We start from the raw sequence: 24,544 nt of genomic DNA on the forward strand, positions 1-24,544 counted from the left end.
TGACCGGGAAAAACAGAGGTCCCCATCATCCGCTGACGAAGTGTTCCTAGACCTCGATGGCCTCGGAGACTCGTTGCCAGATCTCGCTCGTGATCATGCCTCCGCCGCTCACTCGCGTCATCTTTCTTTGTAGCCCACAGCGTCGATAAAGATCTTCCACCTCAACGAGATGACGATTCAGCAGCCCGGTTTGCCAGCGAAAGAAAGTGTGCATCGCCCACAACAACACGTTCGCCCGCTGCCGTTGCCATCTCGATTGCGCCCGGTTGGGTTCAAGCCGGCGAGTTTCGGAAGTCGGATCTGATTCGGGAGAAACGAAATCGACGTGATACAGTGTCCCGCCGACACGCAGCGCCGAAAGCCAGCATGGCAAATTTTCGATTAACTCACCGCGACTAAAACAATCCACGAAGAACGGCATCACGACGATGTCATAAGCGGATGCTTCGGGGATGAAACCGAGTGCATTGCCGTGAACAAATTCTACCCGGTCGCTCGCGCCCGCCGCCGCGACCAGGCGCCGCTGTCGATCCAGCATCGCTCGACTGTGGTCCACACTTGTAATCCGGCCCCGTGGCTTGGTGTTGAGTTCGTGGTCACTCGTTGACGGATTGAGCCGGCACAATTGCTCGAGCAATCGACCATCCCCATCGCCGAACAGGAGTAGCCGATCCCAATCCGGTAACGCATCGAGCAGCGCCACCCTCGCCTGTTGCAATTGGTTTCCAAACGCGGCCCGTTCGATCATCCGGTACGCAGGTGCCAATCGGTCGTAACCGCGTTGCGAACGCGAGCGGGTGTCAGCATTTAGAGGCAACACAAGATCACCGCCGGTGGCGTCCACAGCACGGCATCCACCCAAACGCCCCGAATGTCGAACACCGTCAATGTTGCCCGATTATCTCGGTGTGGCATCGGGCGATCCCAAAACGCGACGATTGTTAGTAATCCCGCAGCGCAACCCCCGATCGCGATACCAACCGCCGTGGGCAATTGATACGTCAACGCGGCCAGCGGCATGGCGACCACGATTGCCAGAACACGCGGTGACCATCGCATCTCGCGGGCGTCAAACGATGTGTTTTGAGTCGCAATCGATGCGAACGATTGAGCTTGATCGAGATGCCGTTCAAATCGTGCCACCAAAACGCAATTGACGCAAAACAAAATCGCCATCGCAAACGTGGTCATCGCGAGCGGCCATAACGATACGGGACCACGCACCCCTTCGGTGTCCACAACCAAGTGTGTCCACGCCGTCAGGGACACGCCTAATGCGAATAAAGTTCCGACACGAAACTCCTTGGGCAGCGACGGCCACCGCGAACGTCGTCCCGAATCTCGGTGGCGGGGGTCGGAGGCCGGGCCCGGAAAGTGAACGCCCGCTCCATAGATCAACACGGCCGCGGCTAAGATCAAACCGCTCCGCAATAATTCGGGTGATAGATATCGCACGACGATGAAAGTGTCGAGCAGCAACACGGTCACCCAAGCGACAAAAAAAATACGGCCGTGTCGGTGATAGAACTGATGGCGAAGTGTGTGAGGCTGGGACAGATCGAGTCTCGCCGCATCGAGTAACCGATCGGCGACATACACGAGCCACACCGTCAAAACGAGCGATCCGGTTTCCGGTAGCGTGGACCAACGGTGGCAGAAGCTCTGCATCAACAATTGTTGCCAGGCGACCGCGACCAGCACCGCGTCGAGCGATAGCAGGCTCAACCAAGCGGCGAGGGGGATGCGTTGACGCGTCGTTTCGATAGCACGCGGTTGGTTCACCTGAGGCCCGTTCACTTCGATAGAGAAGTCGCATCGTCCGCCAGGGACGGTCATAGACGCGTTCCTTTGCGGACGCTTCGAGTTATGATTTGCCCGTCTCCCGTTCTCCGCTGATTTCGACGTCATGGCAAAACTCTACTTCTATTACTCCGCGATGAACGCGGGCAAGTCAACCATGCTGCTGCAATCCAGCTACAACTACCGCGAGCGGGGCATGCACACGTTAATCCTCTCGCCCGAGTTGGACACGCGGTTCGGTTCCGGCAAAGTCGCTTCACGAATCGGGATCGCCTCCGACTCGGTCACATTCACGCCCGCAGACAATCTTAAAATCGTCTTTCAATCATACCTCGACGGCGAGGCCGGGGCGCCGCCTGAATCTGCTGGCAAACCTGCGTCGATGCCCAACGCCTCGGCTCTGCACTGTGTGTTGGTGGACGAAGCCCAGTTCCTCACCCGTGCTCAAGTTCGCCAGCTCAGCGATATCTGTGACTGGTACGACACGCCCGTGCTCGCGTATGGACTTCGCACCGACTTTCAAGGCAACCTGTTCGAAGGCAGTGAAGCGTTGTTGGCGTGGTCGGACAGTCTCGTCGAGATCAAAACGATTTGTCACTGTGGTCGCAAAGCCACCATGGTGCTTCGTATTGATGCAGAAGGGAAAACGATCAAAGACGGTAGCCAAATTCAAATCGGTGGCAACGATCGTTACGTTTCAGTGTGTCGCCGTCATTTCAAAGAAGGAATGTCCGAGCGACGCGAAGACGAATTGCCATTGGTCGATTAGTGGGTTGTCCAATCAACGACTCACACGTTGCCGCGACAATTCTTAGCGGAACGGCGCGAGCCGTCCGGTTCCACTCCAAGGTTGAATGCGGAACACGCACCAGTGCTTTGTGCAATGTGCATTTGACGTTGCTCGCACCCCGCCGCTAACCGACGTGCGACTTTCTGAAGTTGCACTCACTTCGACAGTGATCTGGGGCCAAAGGCCTTCGTCATCGTCACTAGGTGCAACGCCCCGAAAGACATCAGTGTTGTGTCACCAAATGCCGAGGGACGCTGTTTTAATGACTACGGGATATCAAATGTAGCGGAATGGCGCGAGCCGTTGGGTGACTCGGGACCGGACGGCTTGCGCCGTTCCGCTATGAAATGCACTAGAACAACTAACGTCCGAAGGGATGACATCTGTCATCGCTACTCTTTCGACATCGCTTCTTCGAGCGTTGTGAATTGCCAGCGGATCGTTTGTCCTGGCGTGACTTCGGTTGAACCGATTCCCTCGGTCGCGAACTCTCCGTCGATTGTGTACGTCCAGCCACGCGATCCGTCAGTCTCCACACCGTCGATGCTCTGAATGAACGCGGTCAGACCCGAGCCGACGATCACGATTTCGGGTGATTGGATCTCTTTCATCACGTCCTCGACGGTCGCTCCCTCGGCGACATCGAAGTCATCGGCGAGCATCAATTCATCTTCGGTTTCATTTTCCGTTGCTTCGGTTTCTGGGCTCACGATCTCGATCGTGACCGAGCCGGTCGTCGATGCGTCAACATCAGATGCAGGTTGATCTGGTTCGGCCACGACCGCGGGAGCTTCCGATCGGCAACCGCTGATGCCTAACGCGGCAACGCAAACCATCATCGACAGCCACATTCCGGCCTTCGCGAATGCGGGGGAAGCTGTGTGGTCACCAGGGAGGGAGAATGAAGTCGTTTTCATCGGGGCAATCCGTAAGCGAGTGAGTGGGAAAGAGGTGGCGGAACCGTAGCGAAGCGGTTCATCTTGTTATCCATAGCCAAAGGCTTAGTATCTACTACCGTTACGTGGCGTCCTAGACGGCTGAAATGAAGCCGTCTCTGTTTCCTCTCCCCACCACCGCATATGTTTGCATCACTGCTTGATCGATTGCTCTCGGTACGAGATTCCTCCGCCAGGGCGTTCTGGCGTGCGTTGCACATTTCCTCCGAACTAACTTGGCCTTTCACGCGAACTCGGCCCTCCACGCTGGCCCGACCGTTTGCTTTTGCCGTCGTCGCGATCCACTTCACTCTTTGTCTCGACCACGTCGTCTCTGCTCAAACCGCACCAACCGCCATGCCCAATACCGAGTCGATTCAGTATCCCGTGACCGCGACCGTCGATGTGGTGGACGATTATCACGGACGCAAGGTCGCCGATCCCTATCGATGGCTCGAAGACGTCGAGAGCGAAGAAACCGCTGCTTGGGTGGCGGCGGAGAATGAGGTCACTCAGGCCTACTTGAATCAATTGTCTTCACGCACCGCGATGCGAGAGAAACTCGAGGCGTTGTGGAACTATTCACGCACGGGACTGCCCGTTCGTCGTGGCGACCGCTATTTCTTCACCCACAACGATGGCTTGCAAAACCAGGGTGTGCTGTACGTGGCGCCCGCGGACACACCCGCCGATCAACTCACCGAAAAGCGATCGGTGCTGATTGATCCCAATTCGCTCAGCGAAGACGGTACGGTGGCACTCGGCTCCTGGCACCCCAGTGACGATGGCAAGCTGCTTGCGTATTCGATCGCCGATGGTGGCAGTGATTGGCGAACATGGCGTGTTCGTGATGTGGAATCCGGCATCGACACCGATGACGTTGTGATGTGGTCTAAATTCAGTGGTGTTGCGTGGACCGCCGATGGTGACGGTTTCTATTACGCGCGTTATGCCGAACCCGTCGAAGGTCAAGAGCTCACCGGCACCAACGAAAACCAGATGCTGTATGTGCACCGATTGGGCACGCCGCAATCCGAAGACACGCTCGTCTATTCGCGTCCCGATGAACCACAGTGGGGGTTCTCACCGACGGTGACCGAAAATGAACGCTATCTGATCATCGAAAACTGGAAAGGCACCGAACCCAAGACGCAGGTCTTCTTGCGTGAGCTCGATCAACCGGATGCACCTGTGCGTCCGATCATTACCGGATTTGATGCGGACTATCGGTTCTTTGCCGCAGTTGATTCGGTATTGTACTTCTTGACCGATCTCGATGCACCGCGACGCCGCGTCATCGCAATCGATGTCGAAAAACATCTCGCTGATCCCGATGCGATGCACGAAGTGGACCGTTCGACGTGGAAATCCATCATCGACGAAACCGCTGACACGCTTGAAGACGTTTCGCTGCTCGGTGAAACGATTTACGCGAGTTACCTCAGCGACGCGTTGAGCAAAGTTGTGCGTTATTCGCGTGCTGGCGAACGGATCGGTGAATTTGTGTTGCCCGGCAAAGGCAGTGCGAGCGGTTTTGGTGGCCGGGCAGATGCCACGGAAACCTTTTTCTCATTCAGCAATTATGTCACGCCGCCGAGTCTGCATCGCGTCGACGTTGCGACCGGTGAGAGTGCGTTGTGGTTGCGACCCGAAGTTCCATTCGATGCCACGGACTACGTAACCGAGCAAGTTTTTTGTACGAGCAAAGACGGCACACGGGTGCCCATTTTGATCTCTCGCCATCGTGATCAGAAGAACGACGGCAGCAATCGCACGTTGTTATACGCGTACGGCGGGTTCAATATCTCGCTCACCCCCGAGTACTCACCCGCGATCGCCGCGTGGCTCGATAGTGGAGGCGTGTACGCGGTTGCGAATTTGCGTGGTGGCGGTGAATACGGCAGTGCCTGGCACGAAGACGGCATGCGACTGAAAAAACAGAACGTATTTGATGACTTCATCGCCTCAGCGGAGTACTTGATCGAGACCGGTATCACCCGATCCGATAAACTCGCGATTCGTGGTGGCAGCAACGGTGGGTTGCTCGTTGGTGCCGTCATGACGCAGCGGCCTGAGTTGTTCGGCGCGTGTTTGCCCGCTGTCGGCGTGATGGACATGCTGCGATATCACAAGTTCACGATCGGGTGGGCATGGGCGACCGAATTCGGAAGCAGTGATGAAGAGGACCAGATCGACAATCTGTTGTCGTACAGTCCGCTGCACAACATCAAACCGGGGACGTGCTATCCGGCAACGTTAGTCACAACGGCCGATCGAGACGATCGTGTGGTCCCCGGTCACAGTTTTAAGTTCGCCGCGGCGCTGCAGGCGGCTCAATCATGCGGCAATCCGGTACTCATCCGGATTGAATCACGAGCCGGACACGGCGCGGGCACGCCGACCAGCAAAAAGATCGAAGAGTACGCAGATTTGTGGGCCTTCCTGATCGAAAATTTGTAACGCAAGAAAAATTTTTTTACTTGCAATCGAGTTCTCCGACACCGTATCCATTCTTTCTCGCGACCGACCCCCACGACTATGTTCCTGCAAGCACCTGATGACTCACCCTACGATTTGCGATTCATGCTTTTCGGGTTTCCGATCCGCATCGCGTGGACGTTCTGGTTGGGGGCGGTTGTCATCGGACACAGCTTCGCAATGTGGTTCGATTTCGCCGCGGGAGAGATGAGTCCGGGGATCTTTCCGCTGTTATTCTTGTGGACGGGATGCCTGTTTCTGTCGATTTTAATTCACGAACTTGGGCATGCGTTTGCGTTCCGCTATTACGGCCAAGAGAGTTCGATCGTGCTGTATCACTTCGGCGGTTTAGCGATCCCATCGTCGGTGCGCAGCGATGGTCGCGGGTTCGTGGATACGTTATCACCGCGACGTAGCACCGAAACATCGGATCTGGTGATCGCATTGGCGGGCCCGATCGCCCAAATCGCTTCGGCGTTTCTATTGGCCGGGATTGTCACCGCACTGGGATACGAGGTTGTCGCATTCAGCGAAATGCCATGGCCACTCAGCGAAATGAGTCGATGGTTTACCGGCCAACCGGTGGCAAATGTCGGGTTGATGGCGACAATTTTTTTCTACGTGTTCCCAAGTGTCCTTTGGGCGCTGTTGAATTTGCTTCCCGTGTTTCCACTTGATGGCGGGCGCGTCATGCGTTCGCTCGTTTTGATGAGCGGTGATCGTGGTGACACGTGGTTGTGGATCAGCATGGTGAGTGCCGGCGCGGTCGCGTTCTATGCGTTAACGCGAACCCAACAACCGATCATGGGATTGTTGTTTTTGTCGCTAGGCTTCGGCAATTACCAGATGTTGCAGAGTCCATACCGTTAATCACGCGTGTTGCGCAGTTGCATCGCAGCATCACGCGTGATGCGATTACCACGCATGATTGACACGGACTCGCATCATGCGCGTGCACCTTCGGTCAACATGCACATCGAACGTGATGTGATCGCGAATTCATGTGTGAAGGCGATCAAATTTTGCACATGTGGTTGCAAAACGCTTTGCTCGTAGCAAAAATCTTTCTCAACGCAACCGCTTTTTTTAGAAAAAGATGTTGCGGAATTTGTGGAAGCGCGTACAGTTACGCGCTAGTGTGTTAACGGTTGCTTTTGCTTGCATGGTCGATGTGGAACATCGAAGCAAGTGGAAGTGACTACAAACTTGTGTTGATGGGCCGTGGCCGGTGGCTTCCAAAGCACTTCGCTGTGACGATCGTCTGACCTTTTTGGTCAACCGATGGAAACAACGAGACTTTGAAAAGTCACAATGACTCATCAACCATTTTCTTTCTCGCGGAGGAAGTTGTGGCCAAGAAAAAAGCGACCGGCGTCAAAAAGAGCGCCAAGAAAAGCGTTAAAAAACGCGCAGCCAAGAAGTCGGTGAAGAAACGCTCCACCAAGAAGGCTGCAAAGAAGAAGGCAACCAAGAAGAAGGCGACTAAGAAGCGGGCTTCTAAGAAAGCCGCTAAGAAATCGACCAAGAAGTCAGCCAAGCGCTCGGCTAAGAAGTCGGTTAAAAAGTCGACCAAGAAGAAAGCAACTAAGAAGAAAGCAGCCAAGAAACGGGCTACTAAACGAAAGGCTAGATAGTCCTTTTGTTCTTCGGTTGCCCTCGATTTCGAGGGGCTTAACCTTTCAAATGCGAAGCCACGCGAGCCCGGATTCGGTCAAACGTGGCTTTTTTTGTGCCCGCACCGAACGATCGGTACTGCTACGCTATTGGGTACTGCTTTTTAACTCTATCGCATCGAAACGATGCCTTTTTGGGGCATTGTGATCCATGAACGACCCTTGCGAGGATGACGAATCGTTGCCGACATCGGATCCCGAGCAAACGGACCTGGGTTCGGGGCGTGATTGTGGGGTCGGAGGCCCAGTTGAACGTCCACAGGTGGCGTCAGGCTCAGTGGCTGATGCAGGCCATCGTGATCGCGGCGATGACGGCGAGGATGATGCTGATTGCGATGAAACCGTTCTGACGCCCCGCTTCGACGCCGAGCAGTTGGCGGGGAATGATTCGGCCGGGGATGCGGGTCTGAAAGGACAGTTCGCGGTTGGGAACGCTTCGGCTAATATCACGTCGCAACAGATCCCCGCTGAGTTGTTTCCTGGGGCATTGCCGGCGGGCTGCCAAGTTGATGAATTTCGCATCATCTCGCCGCTCGGACAGGGGGCTTTTGCATGCGTTTACCTCGCGCAGCAAGTTTCGATGCGGCGGCTGGTCGCGTTGAAGATTTCAACCGGTTCGGATCGCGAGGGTGGCGATGCGGAAGAGTCACAAACGCTCGCGAGATTAGACCATCCAGGGATCGTGCGGGTCTTCGATCAGCGGTTCCTCGAAGGTCACGACGCGCACCTGTTGTATATGCAGTATCTGCCTGGCGGAACACTCGCCGGAGTGGTCGCTCGTGTACGCCAGTTCCGCCGCGCGGCGGTTGTTGCAGCGTCATCGGGTCAACCGGTTGCGGAACTCACCGGTCAAGTGCTCCTCGATAGTGTGGACGAACAGCTCCTGCGTGCGTCTCAGCAAGTCCCTGAGCACTCCCCGACGCGAGAATGGATCGCTTCAGCGTCGTGGCCGATGGTGGTCTCGTGGATCGGTGTGCAGCTCGGCCATGCGCTGCAGGCGGCGCATGATCAGGGAGTCTTTCACCGTGATGTGAAGCCGGCCAATGTGTTGTTGTCCGCCGAAGGATTGCCCCGACTCGCCGATTTCAATGTCAGTTTCAGTGTGCCGACCACATCCTCGGTTTGTACGGATGGCGAATCCAATCCCTCCGCTGACGTGAGTTCGGAGGTGTCGCGTTCGATCGGCGGTTCGCTCGCGTACATGGCACCGGAGCAGATTCGTGCGGTCTGTGAAGCTGTCTGCGCCCTATCGTCGCACTCGGCGTCGCAGCGTGATGTTGGCGAACTCGCGGATGTTTATTCAACAGGTGTGTTGTTGTGGGAACTCTGGCAAGGGCAACGGCCGTTCGAAGACGAGCCCGGGCCGATGCGGGGACGTGGTTGGTTTGAGCGGCATGCGGAGCGCCGTCGCGGTTCACCGATTCGTGCTGAAGTGCCGCCGTCGCAGCGGACGGGGCGAACATCATTGGCTCGGCGGTCTTTCGTCGAAGGAAGCACTGCGGGCTCGCAACGCGTGCTCGAACAGGTGCTTCGGCAAGCGATCGAATTTGAGCAGGACAAACGCCCGCAGAGCGCCGCGGAGTTAAGCGCGCGGCTGCGATTGGCTCTCTATCCCGATGCCGCTAGGTTGTTCGATCCTGCCGCGAATTCATGGGCGGGCAGATGCTGTCGCTTGTCCCCCTGGTTGATCGCCGCCGCGTTCATCTTGTTGCCGAATATCGCCGCGGGTTGTTTCAATTTTCTTTACAACTACGTCGAGATCATCGGGCGACATCCGGAGTTAAAGCCACGGTTCTTTGCGTTGGCCAACACCGTGAACTTGATCGCATTTCCGCTCGGCGGACTGCTGATGGTCACCTCTGCGAAGCCTGTTGCCACCGCCATCTTGCAGGCTCGCGCGGGTGGTTCGAGTGATCAAGATGCGATTTCAAAAACGGTGCATCTCGGTCGCCGCGCCGCTTGGATTGGTGGGCTGTTATGGCTGGTTGCCGCGTTCGTGTATCCGCTCGTGTTGGTAACCGGTTCGCCGAGTTTATCACCCGTCGAAGCCGTGCATTTTTTTGGTTCGCTCTTGATCTGCGGTGGTGTCGCGGCGGTGTATCCGTTCTTCGGACTCGTCGTCATGACGTCGACGGTTTACTACCCGTGTTTGGTCCGCAAGACGATGCAGGACCCCCGCTTCGATGACCGCTATGCGGACATCCGCAGGTGGTGTGGGCGATTCCTCTTGGCCGCTGCGGGGATCCCGTTATTGGGCCTTGCTCTGTTGCTTTCGCGAGACACGATGGCCAAGTATGTCGTGGCGTCTGCAGTCGCCGCAACGGCGATCGGATTGGTCGCGGCCTTCGCAGCCTATCAGTGTGTGCAAACGAACTGGGAGACGATGAGCGAAGTGTTGTCGAGTCGAAAACGATCGGTCGGTGCGGCCGGTTTCGATCGCCCATACAAGTGAGTCCAAGTTCATCAGGCGTGATGTTTCGCGCTTTCAAAGCATTTGTTTTATGTAGCCACCGTCGCCAGACGGTGGGCCGCATCCTGGCGAGCGTTGCGAGGCGTGCATTCCTGTTCCGAAATGCACTGCATCGACCTGCCCAAAACTCACCGCGCGGTGTTGTGTTTTCGTCAATCCGGAGAGCTCGCAAGCGACGTGCGAGCGAGACGCATCAACCGATTGGGCGTGTTGTCAGGCACTCGTCGGCGACGTGGATTCCACCAACGCCACGCGGATGTCGCAGACGTTCGTCCCGGTCGGCCCTGTGATCACGAGGCCGCCGGTTTGTTCGAAAAATCGGTAGGCGTCATTGCGGTCGAGGAACGGTTGCGGCGAGAGGCCTCGTTGCAGAGCCCGCATGTGCACTTCGCCGTCGATGTACGCTCCGGCGGCATCCGTGGGGCCGTCTTCTCCGTCGCTGCCGCCCGACAGGATCACGAGTCGCTGCCACTCCGCGTCGCTCAAGTTGCTTTCTAGCAAGCGTTGATAGGCTGCCAGAACCAGTTGTTGGTTCCGCCCGCCTTTGCCGCGGATCGACGCGTCGGCCAATTGCACGACTGGTTCGCCGCCGGTGATCAACGCGTCTTGTCGATGCTGTCGTTGATCGCGTCGGAGCATCTCGATGGTCATCTCAGCGAGATGCACGCCCACCTCTTCGGCGGGGCCTTCGCTCTCTCTCGCAGATTGCATGACGTGGTTGTAGCCGAGCGATTCGGCTTGGATCCCAGCTGCATCGACCGCGACCGCGTTGTTACCGACTACCGTGATCGGGTACTCGATTTCGTCATTTGGCGACGATGTGGGTGACTTGAGCGTCTTGTAGATCGACTCGGGCAAGCTGCGCTCCGGGTCAAACTTTGCGAGCACCTGCAATGCGTCTTCTCGGGTGGAGGTGTCTGTTACCGTCGGTCCCGAAGCGATCAGGTCGAGCGGATCACCGAGGACATCGGACAGCACCATCGTGACCATCTCGCCGCCGCGGCGGGCACGCGCGAGTCCGCCACCTTTGACTTCGCTGAGGTGTTTTCGCACCGTGTTCAGCTCCGTGATGTTCGCCCCGCCACCGCTCAGTCGCTGGATCACGGCGAGTTTTTCCGCCAGCGTAATGCCCGCGACCGGGCGGCACAGCAACGCACTGCCGCCGCCAGAGAGCAGCATCACGACGAGATCACGCGGCCCCGCCTCTCGGACCAACGCCAGGATCCGGTCTGTCCCCCGGATCGCTTCTTCCGTCGGCTCGTTGACGCCAGCGGGGCGGGCGGCGCAGAGTGTCAAGTTGTCCGGCCAATCGATGTCCTCGGGGATGCTCTCGCACCCCTGCGGGACGTTGACGTGACCCAGGATCTCGACCGGAGCGAGCTTTCTGCCCCATTGCCGCTCGCAGTCGCGAATCTGCTTCACAAAACCGACCGTCATCGCGCCCGAAGCCTTGCCGGCCCCGATCAAAATGATTCGGTCGAACGAGCCGCGATCCACACAGATCTCACCCAGTGTCAGATGCTGCGGGTCCACAGACACGCTATCCCGCATCAGCATCTCTCCGCGAACGGCATCCACCCCCGCCTGAAAGATCGCCTGGGAGTCGCGACAAAGATCACGCATCGTTTCAAATCCTCGAATCTGCTAAAAGCGGCCGGAAGTCCCAATCGCAAAACATCCCCGATCACCCGCCCAGGGTCGAGGAGGGGCGCAGCAGCCCAGCTCCCACCTTCTCCCAGCTCCCAGCTCCCAGCTCCCAGCTCCCCTCTTCCTAATCCCAATCAAATAGCTGTATTTCCTAGCCACCCGTGATATCCTAATGGGGCCGCACGAAAGCCTCTTTTCTGACGAAGGACCTCGCCATGAGCAAAACGATGCAAGATTTCACGGACCTCCTGCTCCAGCAAGGTGTGATCAGCCTGGACCAGCTTTCTGAGGCGGAGGAGATTTCTCGCAACACCAAAGCTGAAATCGGCGATGTGCTGGTCAAGCTCGAGTACGCGACGCCTGAAGAAGTCGCCCAGGCGATCGCCAAATTTCACAAGATCCCCTACGTCGACCTCCGCAGTATCCGGATCAACGAGTCGGTGATCGAGCTCGTTCCGGAATCCGTGGCGCGGGAAAACATGGTGCTGCCATTCAAGGAAGAAGACGGCGCCCTGACGATTCTCATTGCCAACCCGTTTGACCTCGAGACGATCGAAAAGCTGCGGTTCATCCTCAACCGGAAGATCGAAACGGCTTTGGCCCCCAAAGAGGCCATCAACGGGGCGATCAACCAGTACTACGGGCAGGTGGAAGGGGAGTCCGCTGACTCGATGCTCCAGGAATTCACCGATACGGCCATCGACTTCACCGAGACCGATGGCGGCGGTGATGGGATGGACGAGAGTGACATGGATGACGATTCCGCCCCCGTCATCCGGCTGGTCAACCTGATGATCGCCGAAGCCGTCCAGTTGCGGGCCAGTGACATCCATGTCGAGCCTTTTGAGGACCGCGTTCGGATCCGTTATCGAATTGACGGCGTTTGCGTGGAGCGGGAAGCGGCCCCCCGCCGGATGCTCTCTGCTATCATCGCCCGGATTAAAATCCTTTCGAAGATTGACATTTCCGAGAAGCGACGCCCCACTGACGGGCGGATCAAGATCACCGTGGGGGACAAACAGCTCGATCTGCGGGTCAGCATCATCCCCACCAACCACGGCCAGTCCTGTGTGATGCGTCTGCTCGACAAGGACAACATCAAGGTCGGTACTCGCCAGCTCGGTCTCTCCGAACGCGACTTCCGAAACTTCAACTCACTGATCAAACGTCCAAACGGCATTATCCTCGTCACCGGTCCCACGGGATCGGGCAAGACGACCACTCTGTACGCTTCGCTCAACGCCCTTAACCGGCCCGACCGAAAAATCATCACCGCGGAGGACCCGGTGGAGTACTACCTGCCGGGGATCAACCAGGTCGAAGTCCGCCACAACATCGGGCTCGACTTCGGGCGGATTATTCGGGCCATGCTCCGCCAGGCACCGAACATCATTCTCGTCGGTGAAATGCGGGATCATGAGACCGCATCGATGGGAATCCAGGCTTCTTTAACTGGACACCTGGTTTTCAGTACGCTACACACGAACGATGCGCCCAGTGCTATATCACGGATGGTGGACATCGGTGTCCCGTCCTATATGGTGGCAAGCTCCGTGATTGCGGTCCTCGCCCAGCGTCTGGTGCGGACGATCTGCCCCCGCTGTAAGGTGAGGTATCAGCCGCCAGAAAGCGTGATCAAAGACTCCCAGCTCCCGCCCGAAATGTTGGCCCAGGCCGAGTTCAGTAAAGGCCGGGGTTGTACCTACTGCGGACGGTCGGGATACCGGGGTCGGATCGGCATTTACGAACTGATGCTGATCAACGGAAAGTTGCGTGAACTGATGTTCAAGGGCACGACGACCAAGAGCGTCCGTGAGGAAGCGATTAAGAACGGAATGTCAACGCTTTACGCGGACGGAATGCTCAAGGTGATTCGCGGCGTGACCACATTTGAAGAGGTTTACCGGGTCGCCAAGCAGACCGAGCAAGAGGAACTCGCGCTGTCGCACATCGCGAAAGAGCTGTCGTCGCTCTAACCTTGTCGACCTGGGGTAGCGTCACTTCGAAAAGCCGCTCAGTCGGTATGGGATGGCCGCGTGTTTGGGCCGAGTCCGCTCGGCTTCGTCGCCCCCAAATCAGGGATTGCTGGCGAAGGCCTGTGAAACGAACCACTGCTATCCCCCATGTGGCTGTTTTGGCGGGGTGTCTTCGTTCCGGTTTTGCAGGCTCTGCGGGTCGATGTATCGGGCGATCGGAAACTAAGCCCGTCATTCGTTGCCTTTTGATACGTGTTTCACGATAATGGCCGCACTGGCACACCAGCCAGCATTATTTTTTCAGCGTTTGATCGACCCCATTATTCTTATCTCTCGATCGACCTGAATCCCGGCCATTGATGTCCATTGACTCGTTTCAGGGCACACCAGCGGTCAGGCATCGTTTATCCTTATCGTCGATTGCTAGCATTCCCGCTCGATTGGGCGGTCTCGCGACGCCCGGCGTTCATTCCAGAAGCTCCTCATTGGCACCTTTTCGTGAGGTTTTGTCGTGTTTCGTCTGCTCAGCACTTTTTCTCGCTCACCACAAACTCCTTAGAAATTAGCTCGCCATGGCTCAGGTTCTCATCGACAAACTGCTGCAAGCTGCTGTGAAGCAGGGGGTCAGCGATATTCACATTGTCGTGGGTCAACCACCGGTGTTCCGGTTGCACGGCCGGATGCGGAAGCTCGAGACCAAAACCCTCGAGGCGGATGACGCCGTGGGGTTGATGAAAAGTATTACTCCCGAGCGTTGCCAGCGGGAGCTCCAAGAGACAGGTTCAACCGACTTCGGGTTCGCGTTCGGCGATCTCGCCCGGTTCCGGGTGTCGGTGTTCAAACAACGCGGCTTCATTTCGATGGTGTTGCGGCAGATCCCCAACGACAAGCTCACCCCGGAACAGCTCGGTTTGCCCGAGTCCGTCGTCAAGATGGTTCACCGGCCGCGGGGGCTGTTCCTAGTCACCGGTCCGACGGGTTCGGGAAAATCGACGACGTTGGCGAGCTTGATCAACCTGCTCAACGAAACCATCGACCACCACATTATCACGATCGAAGACCCCATCGAGTTCTATCACGAGCACAAGGAGTCGACGATCAACCAGCGCGAAGTCGGCGTCGACGTGCCGAGTTTCTCCGAAGCGATTCGGCGGGCGTTGCGTCAGGACCCCGACGTGATCCTCGTCGGCGAGCTTCGTGACCTCGAAACGATCGAAGCGGCGATCAGTGCGGCCGAAACCGGCCACGTCGTGTTCGGCACGCTGCACACCAACAGTGCTCAAGGCACCGTTAACCGGATCATCGACGCGTTCCCGGGTAACCTTCAAGACCAGATCCGGACCCAGCTCGCGTCGACGTTGATCGGCGTCGTCGCCCAGTCGCTGTTGCCGAAGATCGGTGGCGGTCGGGTGGCCGCTTACGAAGTCCTCGTGGTCACCTCGGGGATCTCCAACCTGATCCGTGAAAACAAAACCTTCCGCATCAACTCGTCGATGCAAACCGGAGCCAAGTTCGGGATGCAGTTGATGGACGATGCCTTGTTCAGCCACTGGAAAGCCAACCGCGTGACCGTCGAAGACGTGCTCGCCAAATCACATAACCCTGACGATCTCGCCCGCCGGATCGTGCAGGCCCGTCAAGGAATCGAAACCTCAGGCGAAGGTGGGGAATAACCAAACGCAACCGGATCTAGCAGACAGGTCTTTCCCACCAAGCTTCACATTTCCTTGAGAGGCGGAAGCGAGCGAAGGGCTTCCCGCCAGATCCAACCGAACCCTCCCCGGCCGAAGGGATATCGATTGTTTTAGTGACGTTTTTAGCGGCACGGCGCGAGCCGTCCGGTAACGCGGCCTTCCGCGAAAACAATCGACGTCCCCTGACGGTGGGGAAGTAACGAAACAGAAGTGACGAAACACAGCCGGTTCCATCCAACACGCTGGGGCCGAACGAACAACAGGTATCACGGCGGTTCACCGCCATTTTCAATCACTAGATCGTTTGCCTCGGGCATGTCGCCTCGCGCTGACGATCGCTGCGAAACTTGCTTGCCATGTCCCAACGTCGTATCGGGCAGATCCTTGTCGACCTCGGTTTTCTAACTGATGATCAGTTGCAGATCGTGCTCGAAGAGCAGGAGCAGCAACCGGGCGCTCTGTTCGGCAAAGTCGCCGAGGACATGCAGCTCGTCACCGACGAGCAGCTGATCCAAGGGCTCGCCGAGCAGATGGGGATGCAGACCGTTTCGCTCGAAGAGGCGAAGCTCGACCCCGAAGTGCTCGCCCGAATCAGTGAAACGATGGCGCAGCTCTATCGCTGCGTTCCTGTGAAATACGACGAAGCGTCCAATCTGCTGACGATTGCCACCTGTGACCCGCAAAACCTGAACATCCAAGACGAACTGCGGACGTTCCTCGGTTATGACATCCGTGTCGTCGTCGCGACCGAACGCGACATCAGCACGACGATCACGAAGTACTATGACAGCGAAGCGGAGAGTGTTGAAAAGCTGGTCGCGGAACTCGCCGAAGACGAAGAGCTCAAGGCCGCCGTCAGTGTTCTCGATCAAGAGAAGTTCAGCATCACGGACGCGGCCGCGTTGGCGGATTCCGCGCCCGTTCGCAAGCTCCTCAACATGGTGCTGTTGCTCGCGATTAAAGACCACGCCAGCGACATTCACTTTGAGCCGTTTGAAGACGAGTTCCGGATCCGGATCAAATCCGAAGGCGTCTTGTACGAAATGGTTCCGCCCCCGCGTCACCTCGCGTTTGCGATCACCACGCGGATCAAAGTCATGGCGAACCTCGACATCGCCGAACGCCGGATGCCCCAAGACGGCCGGATCGAATTGATGGTCGGTGGTCACCCGGTCGACCTTCGAGTGAGTGTTCTGCCGACGATTTTTGGCGAATCAACCGTCATGCGGGTGCTCGACCGCAGCGTCGTGGATTTGTCGCTCGACAACGTCGGGATGGATGCCGTCACGATCGCTAACTTCCGCAAAGCGATCGATCGTCCCAACGGCATTGTTCTCGTGACCGGACCGACGGGTTCTGGCAAAACGACGACGCTGTACTCGTCCCTCAGCGAACTCAACGACCCCAAAGAAAAAATCATCACGACCGAGGATCCCGTTGAATATGACATCGACGGCATCATTCAGATCCCGATCGACTCCAACGCCGGCGTCACGTTCGCATCCTGCTTGCGTGCGATCCTGCGGCAAGACCCCGATATCATCCTGGTCGGTGAGATCCGCGACCTCGAGACCGCTGAAATCGCCATCCAAGCGGCACTGACGGGACACCTCGTGTTCAGCACGCTGCACACGAACGACTCGCCCAGTACGGTGACGCGATTGACCGACATGGGCATCCAGCCGTTCATGATTTGTGCGACCGTCGAAGCGATCTTGGCCCAGCGACTCGTTCGGCGGATCTGCACCAAGTGCCGCGAGAAAACCCGGGTCAGCACCGACCTGTTGATGGAACTCGGGCTGACGCGTGAAGAAGTCGAAGAGACCGATTACTTCAAAGGCACCGGCTGCGAGAACTGCAACAACACCGGATACAAAGGCCGCATCGCGTTGTTCGAGTTAATGGTCATGAACGACGCCATCCGCGAAATGATCATGTCCGGCGACAGCACCGATGATCTCCGAGACAAAGCCCAAGCGGACGGCATGATCACCCTCCGCGACTACGGAATGCAAGTCGCCCGAGAAGGAATCACAACCCTAGACGAAATCGTAAGAGAAACCGTAGTGGATAGTTGATGGCTAATAGCTGTTAGCTGTTAGCTGTTAGCTAATAGCCATTAGCTTTCAACCACAAACCACATCCCCCTCCTGATCTTAATCTTACTCATAATCTTAATCCCCACTCCCTAACAACCACCCCCTAACAACCCGTCCCTACCAAACCGTCCGCCAAACAAAACCACCCTCCATCATCACCTAATAACCAAGAGACGATCCAGAACCGTTCAGGAACCGAGTCATGCGACAGTTCGACCACGAAAAGCTCATCGTTTATCAACGGGCAATTGAATTTGTCGCGTGGGCTTCCGAGTTGCTCGACGGCGTTTCGCGTAAGTATGCGGCCAACGATCAACTCGATCGAGCGTCAACTTCGATTCCGCTCAACATTGCCGAAGGGAACGGCAAGTTTACTGCGAAAGATCGTTGTCGCTATTTCGACATCGCCAGAGGATCCACGCTGGAGTCGGCCGCTTGTTTGGACGTTCTCGTGGCGAAGAAAGTGATCAAACAGGAGGTTGCGTTGGAGGGCAAGCAAATGTTGCTTGATACCGTTTCGATGCTGGTAGGACTGATCAGAGCGAATGACAGTGAACGCGATATTTAGTCAACGACGCGACAAGCGTGATGAGACCGGTTGGGATACCGGTGAGAGATGAAGATTAGGATCAAGATTAAGATTAAGAGTTCGAACGATTGACGATGCCGGTCGAGCGATTTTGGAAACACCTGTAGTTATTAACCTTTTCACCTGAGCGTAGCTCATGCCAACTTATACCTTTGAAGCGATGGACGCGACCGGACAAGAGATCCGGGACGAAATCGAAGCGGCCAACGAGGACGAAGCGCAAACCACTATTCGGCAGATGGGGTACTTCGTCACGAAGATCGCCATCAAGAAGCAGGCCGCCGGTGCGGCCGACGCCAGTGGAAAGAAAAAACGCCCCTTCGCCCTCGGGGGTGCCAAGACCAAACATATCTGCGCGTTCACCCGACAGCTTTCGATTCTGCAGGACGCGGGTCTGCCGATCCTCCGCAGTTTGAAGATTCTCGAACAGAACCAGAAGCCGGGCAAACTCAAGAACGCCTTGATGGACGTTTGCGACGAGATCGAAGGCGGGTCGACGTTGTCCGAAGCGATGGCGAAATGTCCCAAAGTCTTCAACCGGCTGTACGTCAACATGATCAAAGCCGGTGAGGCCGGGGGTGCCCTCGAAACGATTCTCAATCGTCTCGCCGACTTCCTCGAAAGTGCCGAGTCGCTCAAGCGGAAAGTCAAAGGGGCGTTGATCTACCCGGTGATCGTCGTGACGGTCGCGATTTTGATTCTGACGTTCATCATGTTGTTCATCGTTCCGACGTTCGAAAAGATGTTCGACGAGTTCGGCTTGACCCTCCCCGCACCGACGCTGTTGCTGATCGCGATGAGTAACTACATCGCCGGTTACTGGTTCTTGCTGATCGCGATGCCGGTGTGTGCGTTGATCTTGGTCAAGTTGATGAGGAAGTTCAAACAGGGGCGGATCGGGTTCGACATGTTCGTTCTCCGAGTGCCGATTTTTGGCGGATTGATTGAAAAGAACATTCTCGCCCGGACGACGCGAACGCTCGGGACGTTGATCAGTTCCGGGGTGCCGATCATGGAAGGCCTCAACATCACCCGCGAGACCGCGGGCAACGCGATGTTTGAGAAACTGTACACCAAGGTTGCCGAGCAGATCCGCGAAGGGGAAGTGATCAGCAAGCCGTTGCGAGAGCACTCGATCCTCGGGTTCCACCCCATGGCCGCCGTGTTCTGGGCTTTGTTCGGTTCGTTCCCCGGCATCATGGTCATGAGCGTCGCGTTGACGAGTAAGGGCAGCAAGCTCGACAAAGACGGCATGGTTCAAACGCTCACCTTCCTCGCCTTGTACATGATCGTCGGCGGGATGGCACTGTGCGTGCTGTTCTACTTGACCAAGATCAAAGGGCGGGTCGTCGATGACCTCGTCGTCAACATGGTCGACGTCGGGGAAGAGACCGGCGAGCTCGACACGATGCTTTACAAAGTCGCCGATACGTACGACGAAGAAGTCCGGATCATGACCGACAGTCTGACGGCGTTGATGGAGCCACTGATGATCGTGTTCCTCGGGGTCGCGGTCGGTTTCATCGTGATCTCATTGTTCATGCCCCTCGTGGAACTCATCACCGGATTGACTTAAGCCGCCACTAGCCACTAGCCACTAGCCACTAACCACTAGCTAACAGCTAACAACTAACCACCAATCGCTTTTCCTCCCAAGGCTTGTAGCCCATGACCACCGCAGCCCACTCATCACCGACCTCGCCGAAGTCCGGCTTCACCCTCGTCGAAATTCTGGTGGTGATCGCGATCATCGGAATCCTCGCGGCAATCGCGATTCCGGCAATTACCGGGGGCGTCACTCGCGCCAAGGTTGCCGCAATCAAGTTGGAAGTTAACTCGATCGCATCAGCAGTTAATCAGTACCAGCTGGAGTACGGTGACTTCCCACCAGATTTCAGCGACAAGTCGGTAGTTGATCGGCACTATCGCAAGCTGTTTCCTAGGATGTCATCCGATGAAGCAGCATTGTTAGATGCGATGCTCGGTACTGGTACATCGTTTGATGCTTCCGCGATTGATCGAGCAGAAGCCTTGGTGTGGTGTTTGGGTGGATACAGCAAGGATATACAGCGGCCTTTCACAGGGCCTGGCGGGCCATTGGCGTGGGTAGGTTCTGGAACTTATGAGGCGGCGGCTAGTGCGGAGAAGCAAAAACCCACCAACTACCAGATTAACACCGATCGCATAAACAAGTTTTTCGACTTCGATGCCACGCGTCTGACGATTGGAGGTGTTAATGCGTCTGCTGCATTGAGCCCGACCAATCGGTATCTCTCATCGGAGGAATCTGGTGGGGGCGATTTGGCTCCTACGTATCTGTCGCGTGAGGACGGTGCTCCTTATGTGTACTTCGATTCCAGAACTTACGACAAAGAAGATGCGACGCTTGGTATGAATGGTTACGGCGATTCCGATTTTGGATTCGTACGTCCTTATGTTTCCGACACTGCGAAAAATGTTACCACGACCGCGAACTTTACTTCTTTGCCTGCCGCGTTGCAGTCTTGGGAATTTATGAACCCGGATTCTTTCCAGGTCATTTCTGCAGGTATGGATGATGATTTTGGTGAAGTCAATTTGGCTTCTGTTGGCGATAGCGCTGACCGTCCCGTGTATTTTCAGTATCCAAGTGGTGACGCGATTGCCCCACGCTTAGACAAAGCGACTCCAGGTGGCCTCAAAGTCAGCAGCGTTTCGAAGTACCAAGACGGTTCGCTCGCAGGCGGAACGGAACATTCTGTACCGGACAATATCACGAACTTCAGCAATGCTGCACTTGTGGATGACTTGCCATGATCTTGCAAAACTGGATGAAAATAAGTGAGCCGCACGATCGACCCAAGGCAATGCCAAATCCCGAGGGGTTTACACTCGTAGAGATACTAGTCGTGTTGGTGATTATTGGATTGATGGGCGGCATGGTGCTTGCTGCAGTCCAGGGTGTGACAACTACCGCGCGTGCGGCCAGAACACGGTCTATCATTGCTTCCTGTGATAGCGTGATCCAAGAGCAGTATGAGTCTTATAAGTATCGTGCCTTCCCGGTAGAGATACCCATCACGGCAACAACCAATTCGTCGGGAGTTACTGTCGCTTTGGAAGTACTGGCAACCGAGGCTGCCCGAGTCCGGTTAATCATGCTTCGTGATCTGCAACGTATGGAAATGCCAGACAAGGCTTTGGACGTTGCGGCCTTTACGCCTCCGTCAACCGAGGACACAGCGATTTCTACGTCCAGTACTGTGCAACCTGCAGTTATGATTACCGCAGTTGCGAACCAAGTTGCGTCGAGCGCCTCGGGGCGAGTTGCTCGAGATCACTCTGTACGTGTTCAGCGACCTATTGATTGGGAACGGTCTCGTAAAACGGATTCGTACTATTCCAGGTATGTCGCCAGTGGGAAAACGTGGACTCCGGAGCACGAGGGTGCCGAGTGCCTGTACATGATTATGGCGACGTCCTTTTCAAACGGAACGCCAGCGTTAGATGCGATTCCTAGTCCCAATATCGCTGATACGGACGGCGACGGTATGCCGGAAATACTCGATGGATGGGGGACGCCATTGGCCTTCATTCGTTGGCCAGCAGGGTTCGACGATGGTGATCAGATCAACAAAACGATTCCTGATGATTTCGATCCTTTTCAGGTCGATTTTGGCCAGATCATTCCCGCTATCGATCGTCCATGGTCGATGCGTCCCCTGATTGTTTCGGCTGGTGAAGACCAAGAGTTTGGGATGGTGTTAAGCGCTAGTCTTGATGACATTGAATACAACCTGCAAAAACTTCCAAAGTCTAGTATGAGTGGCGCCGAGGGGAAGGTATCTGATGAAGGTCTTGGGCGTTCTGATCCGTACTTTTTTCCTGATCCGTTCCTGCGACCAGAGATAAGCCCTACGCTTACTGCTGGCAATCGTCCCGGCGCGATAACCGACTCTGAAGTTAGCATTGACAATATCTCGAATTACTCGCTTCAGGATGCGGAATAATGCTTAATCAATTTCGATCACTGCGAGCGCATTCCCGAGCTGGATTTACGCTGGTTGAGCTCCTTGTCGTTCTGCTGATCTTTATGATTTTGGTTGCAGTTTCGCTGCCAATCGTGAAAGGACTTATTAGTGATCAGAAGGTTAGCCGCACCGCTCAAAGCATCGAAGCGTTTATCGATGCCGCTCGAAGCAGAGCAATTGGTGAGGGGCGGACCGTCGGTGTTCGCTTCGAGCGATTGGGTGATGCGAATTTTCGCCGGTCCACATGTGTGCGGCTGCGGCAGCTTGTTGGTGTGCCGCCCTATTCCGGAGACGCTGCGGACGCGACCGCTGTCCTATCCGGATCACCAGTTAACACCGCAGTTTTTGACACCGCCGACAGTCCATTGCTGTATCTGAGTTCTAAAATTCTTAACACGGCCCCCACGAGCGATGACTATCTGTCGCCAATCCAAAAAGGCGATTTGCTCGAGCTTCCGGGGGGACGTTCGGTTGCCATTAGTGGAATCGGTGCGGTTTCCGGTGCGTCTGTGTCAGTTTCGTTCGACCTCTTTGAAAACTTTAACGTGGCTTCCGGAGTCAACGTCAATCGTTTCCCTGCGGCTGGTGTTTCGCCTTCCGCTGGTAGCGAGGTGAAGTACAGTATCAAACGAAGTCCCGTTCCATCTACGAGTAAAATCCTTACGCTTCCTCGAGGGATGGCGATTGATTTTAACTATTCAGGAATCGGGTTGGGTGGAAGTCAGTTCGCACCCAGCACTAACTCTGCGATAACGCCACGTTCGGTTGATCTGATGTTCAATTCGGATGGCGCTGTTACGCAGGTCATTTACAACACGGCGAATGATCGTCTTTATCCGACAGGCATGATCTTCTTCTGTATTGGAGAGATCGATAGCATCGCTTCTGTCGAAGGGGCAACAGCTGCAGATCGGGAGAATCTGTTCTCGGCTGATAGCAAACTAACGACGAATGTGATGAGTTCAGATTCTCTCTGGTTGGTTGTGAATCCTGGGTCTGGCCAGGTGACAACGGTAGCCAATGCATCGGTCGGAACGATTCCTTCCGACCCCACTGATCCTACCGCAACCGGTTTTGGAGCGGCAATGCAGGACGCACGCCTCTTCACTACATACTCAGATACGGTAAGCCAATGAATATTCACGTACGTATTTCTTTTCCACAACGTAGTGGTGTTAGTCTAATCGAGGTGACGTTTGCAATCGGTGTCGTGCTGATCGGTCTAGTTGGTCTGACTTCAATCCTGCCACTTGCCGGACGTCGCGCGCAAGATTCATTGGATTTCGATACTGCTGCTGCAATTTCAGACGCAGTAGCGAATGAAGTGCTGGCACGAGATGTGATCAACGATGCCTCGCTGAGCGGAACTTCACTCCAGCTGGGAACCCCGTCGAATCCAGTTGTCCGGCCGTTCTGCTTGGACCCGTACCTCATCAATAATGCATCCGTTGCATCATCACTGCGTTATGACCTTTCTGTCTTCCCGTTCTACGATTCGGCGCATGATCCTTTGTTGGACCCATCTACAAGCTATACCAATACACCTGGCTTCGTAGGTCAGCCTCGGATGCAACGGGTAGGGTTAAGCGCATGGACAACCCTTACTGCCAATCAGCAATTTGAAGTCGCCCGGACATGGGTTGAAAGCTCAGATGATCTTTCTCAATTGCGACCGAAAGATCGCTCGTTCCCCGCGATATTAACGGGCTTAAAGGCAACGAGTTCCAGCACTTTCGTATCAGGTAAGAGGGTTCCGACGGGCGCATACAGTTGGATGGTGACAGTCGATCCGGATAGCCAATCTCGCCACGCAAGTATGGCTGTCGTCGTGTTCCAACGACGCGAACGCGTTTCGGAGTTCCCCACGACGGTGGCCGCAACTCCCGACGAGAACGAACTTGCCGAACGGATCGCTCTCGTTGAATCCCCTGTTGGATTTGCAGGCGGTGCTGGTGGTACGGTCCGACTTCTATCGTCTGGAAACACGTTGCCAAATTTGACTAGTGGTGACTGGTTGATGCTTTCTCGCACTATTTCACCCGACGCGGCTACAGCAAACGAGGTTATTGCATCTCAGGTGCATCGTTGGTATCGCGTCATTGGCACCGATAGGGAAGCTACCATTTACACCCCAACTGATAATTCCACGGTCGACGGGATCACCGTTCCGACCGCCGATAGTTCAGTAGATCGAGCGAGCGATACTACCGTTTGGTCACGAACCGTAATACTCGATGGGTCTGATTGGGACTTTACCCCCACCGCGACTGGCAACTGGCGGACCTACGCAACGCTCGTTGAAGACGTAGTGATGGTAAATGAAATGACGATTTCACTCGCTGGATTTTGATCTAGTTTTCTGACTCCTCAAACTCTCTTCTCC

At 56.0% G+C, this 24,544-nt stretch carries 18 protein-coding genes and 1 pseudogene; 14 read left to right on the forward strand and 5 right to left on the reverse strand.

The genetic code is table 11. The features are described from left to right. Positions 1-46: 46 nt before the first annotated feature. Both NB063_RS14075 and NB063_RS14080 read right to left on the reverse strand, forming a co-directional pair. On the reverse strand, positions 47-820 hold the full coding sequence (locus tag NB063_RS14075; protein WP_250929370.1) for a class I SAM-dependent methyltransferase: 774 nt from the start codon (positions 818-820) through the stop codon (positions 47-49). Next, a complete protein-coding gene (locus tag NB063_RS14080) occupies positions 808-1,836 on the reverse strand; it encodes a hypothetical protein (protein ID WP_250929371.1) in 1,029 nt (342 codons plus the stop codon). Before NB063_RS14080 ends, NB063_RS14075 begins: the two co-directional genes overlap by 13 nt. A 70-nt stretch (positions 1,837-1,906) precedes the next feature. On the opposite strand from NB063_RS14080, the gene NB063_RS14085 reads away from it, so the two are divergent. Next, complete coding sequence (locus tag NB063_RS14085) at positions 1,907-2,569, forward strand: thymidine kinase (RefSeq protein WP_250929372.1); 663 nt, start codon at positions 1,907-1,909, stop codon at positions 2,567-2,569. 413 nt (positions 2,570-2,982) lie between these two features. On the opposite strand, the gene NB063_RS14090 is transcribed toward NB063_RS14085, so the two are convergent. Further along, a complete protein-coding gene (locus NB063_RS14090) occupies positions 2,983-3,507 on the reverse strand; it encodes a DUF4430 domain-containing protein (RefSeq protein WP_250929373.1) in 525 nt (174 codons plus the stop codon). Positions 3,508-3,882: 375 nt separating this feature from the next. Here NB063_RS14090 and NB063_RS14095 point away from each other — a divergent pair, with 375 nt between their 5' ends. Beyond that, the gene (locus NB063_RS14095; RefSeq protein ID WP_250929396.1) at positions 3,883-5,985 is read left to right on the forward strand and encodes a prolyl oligopeptidase family serine peptidase; all 2,103 of its coding nucleotides are present in this window, start codon (positions 3,883-3,885) and stop codon (positions 5,983-5,985) included. 78 nt (positions 5,986-6,063) lie between these two features. Then, complete coding sequence (locus NB063_RS14100; protein WP_250929374.1) at positions 6,064-6,873, forward strand: site-2 protease family protein; 810 nt, start codon at positions 6,064-6,066, stop codon at positions 6,871-6,873. A 436-nt stretch (positions 6,874-7,309) separates the two neighbouring features. Here NB063_RS14100 and NB063_RS14105 read toward each other — a convergent pair whose 3' ends face one another. Further along, positions 7,310-7,606, reverse strand: coding sequence for a hypothetical protein (locus NB063_RS14105; protein WP_250929375.1), 297 nt, complete (start codon positions 7,604-7,606; stop codon positions 7,310-7,312). Positions 7,607-7,827: 221 nt separating this feature from the next. Here NB063_RS14105 and NB063_RS14110 point away from each other — a divergent pair, with 221 nt between their 5' ends. Then, positions 7,828-10,128, forward strand: a complete 2,301-nt coding sequence (locus NB063_RS14110) for a serine/threonine-protein kinase (RefSeq protein ID WP_250929376.1) — start codon at positions 7,828-7,830, stop codon at positions 10,126-10,128. Between the two features lie 231 nt (positions 10,129-10,359). Here the strand turns inward: NB063_RS14110 and NB063_RS14115 are convergent, their stop codons facing one another. After that, a complete protein-coding gene (locus NB063_RS14115; RefSeq protein ID WP_250929377.1) occupies positions 10,360-11,769 on the reverse strand; it encodes a glycerate kinase type-2 family protein in 1,410 nt (469 codons plus the stop codon). A 239-nt stretch (positions 11,770-12,008) separates the two neighbouring features. Between NB063_RS14115 and NB063_RS14120 the strand changes: the two genes are divergently transcribed. The 10 genes and pseudogenes from NB063_RS14120 to NB063_RS14160 all read left to right on the forward strand — a co-directional run bounded on the left by NB063_RS14120 (position 12,009) and on the right by NB063_RS14160 (position 24,511). Further along, positions 12,009-13,769, forward strand: a complete 1,761-nt coding sequence (locus tag NB063_RS14120; RefSeq protein WP_250929378.1) for a GspE/PulE family protein — start codon at positions 12,009-12,011, stop codon at positions 13,767-13,769. 572 nt (positions 13,770-14,341) lie between these two features. Continuing rightward, entirely contained in the window at positions 14,342-15,442 is a 1,101-nt protein-coding gene (locus tag NB063_RS14125; RefSeq protein WP_250929379.1) for a type IV pilus twitching motility protein PilT, read from the forward strand. A gap of 377 nt (positions 15,443-15,819) precedes the next feature. Then, positions 15,820-17,541, forward strand: a complete 1,722-nt coding sequence (locus tag NB063_RS14130) for a GspE/PulE family protein (RefSeq protein ID WP_250929380.1) — start codon at positions 15,820-15,822, stop codon at positions 17,539-17,541. A gap of 223 nt (positions 17,542-17,764) precedes the next feature. Beyond that, the gene (locus tag NB063_RS14135) at positions 17,765-18,130 is read left to right on the forward strand and encodes a four helix bundle protein (RefSeq protein ID WP_250929381.1); all 366 of its coding nucleotides are present in this window, start codon (positions 17,765-17,767) and stop codon (positions 18,128-18,130) included. Positions 18,131-18,287: 157 nt separating this feature from the next. Further along, positions 18,288-19,727, forward strand: coding sequence for a type II secretion system F family protein (locus NB063_RS14140; RefSeq protein WP_250929382.1), 1,440 nt, complete (start codon positions 18,288-18,290; stop codon positions 19,725-19,727). Positions 19,728-19,819: 92 nt separating this feature from the next. After that, positions 19,820-20,947: a type II secretion system protein gene (locus NB063_RS14145; protein ID WP_250929383.1), complete on the forward strand. Its 1,128-nt coding sequence runs from the start codon at positions 19,820-19,822 to the stop codon at positions 20,945-20,947. Beyond that, positions 20,944-22,140 (forward strand): type II secretion system protein, encoded by a 1,197-nt coding sequence (locus NB063_RS14150; RefSeq protein WP_250929384.1) that lies wholly within the window; start codon positions 20,944-20,946, stop codon positions 22,138-22,140. Before NB063_RS14145 ends, NB063_RS14150 begins: the two co-directional genes overlap by 4 nt. Then, positions 22,140-22,235 (forward strand): annotated as a pseudogene (locus tag NB063_RS32615) (prepilin-type N-terminal cleavage/methylation domain-containing protein); the annotation flags it as partial. The gene NB063_RS14150 and the pseudogene NB063_RS32615, both read left to right, overlap by 1 nt. Before the next feature lie 291 nt (positions 22,236-22,526). After that, complete coding sequence (locus NB063_RS14155; protein WP_250929385.1) at positions 22,527-23,297, forward strand: hypothetical protein; 771 nt, start codon at positions 22,527-22,529, stop codon at positions 23,295-23,297. Then, entirely contained in the window at positions 23,294-24,511 is a 1,218-nt protein-coding gene (locus NB063_RS14160; RefSeq protein WP_250929386.1) for a type IV pilus modification PilV family protein, read from the forward strand. The genes NB063_RS14155 and NB063_RS14160 overlap by 4 nt, the downstream gene beginning before the upstream one ends. The last annotated feature ends 33 nt before the right edge of the window (positions 24,512-24,544 follow it).

Origin of the sequence: Aporhodopirellula aestuarii, assembly GCF_023701485.1 — a bacterium.
GTDB lineage: Bacteria > Planctomycetota > Planctomycetia > Pirellulales > Pirellulaceae > Rhodopirellula > Rhodopirellula aestuarii.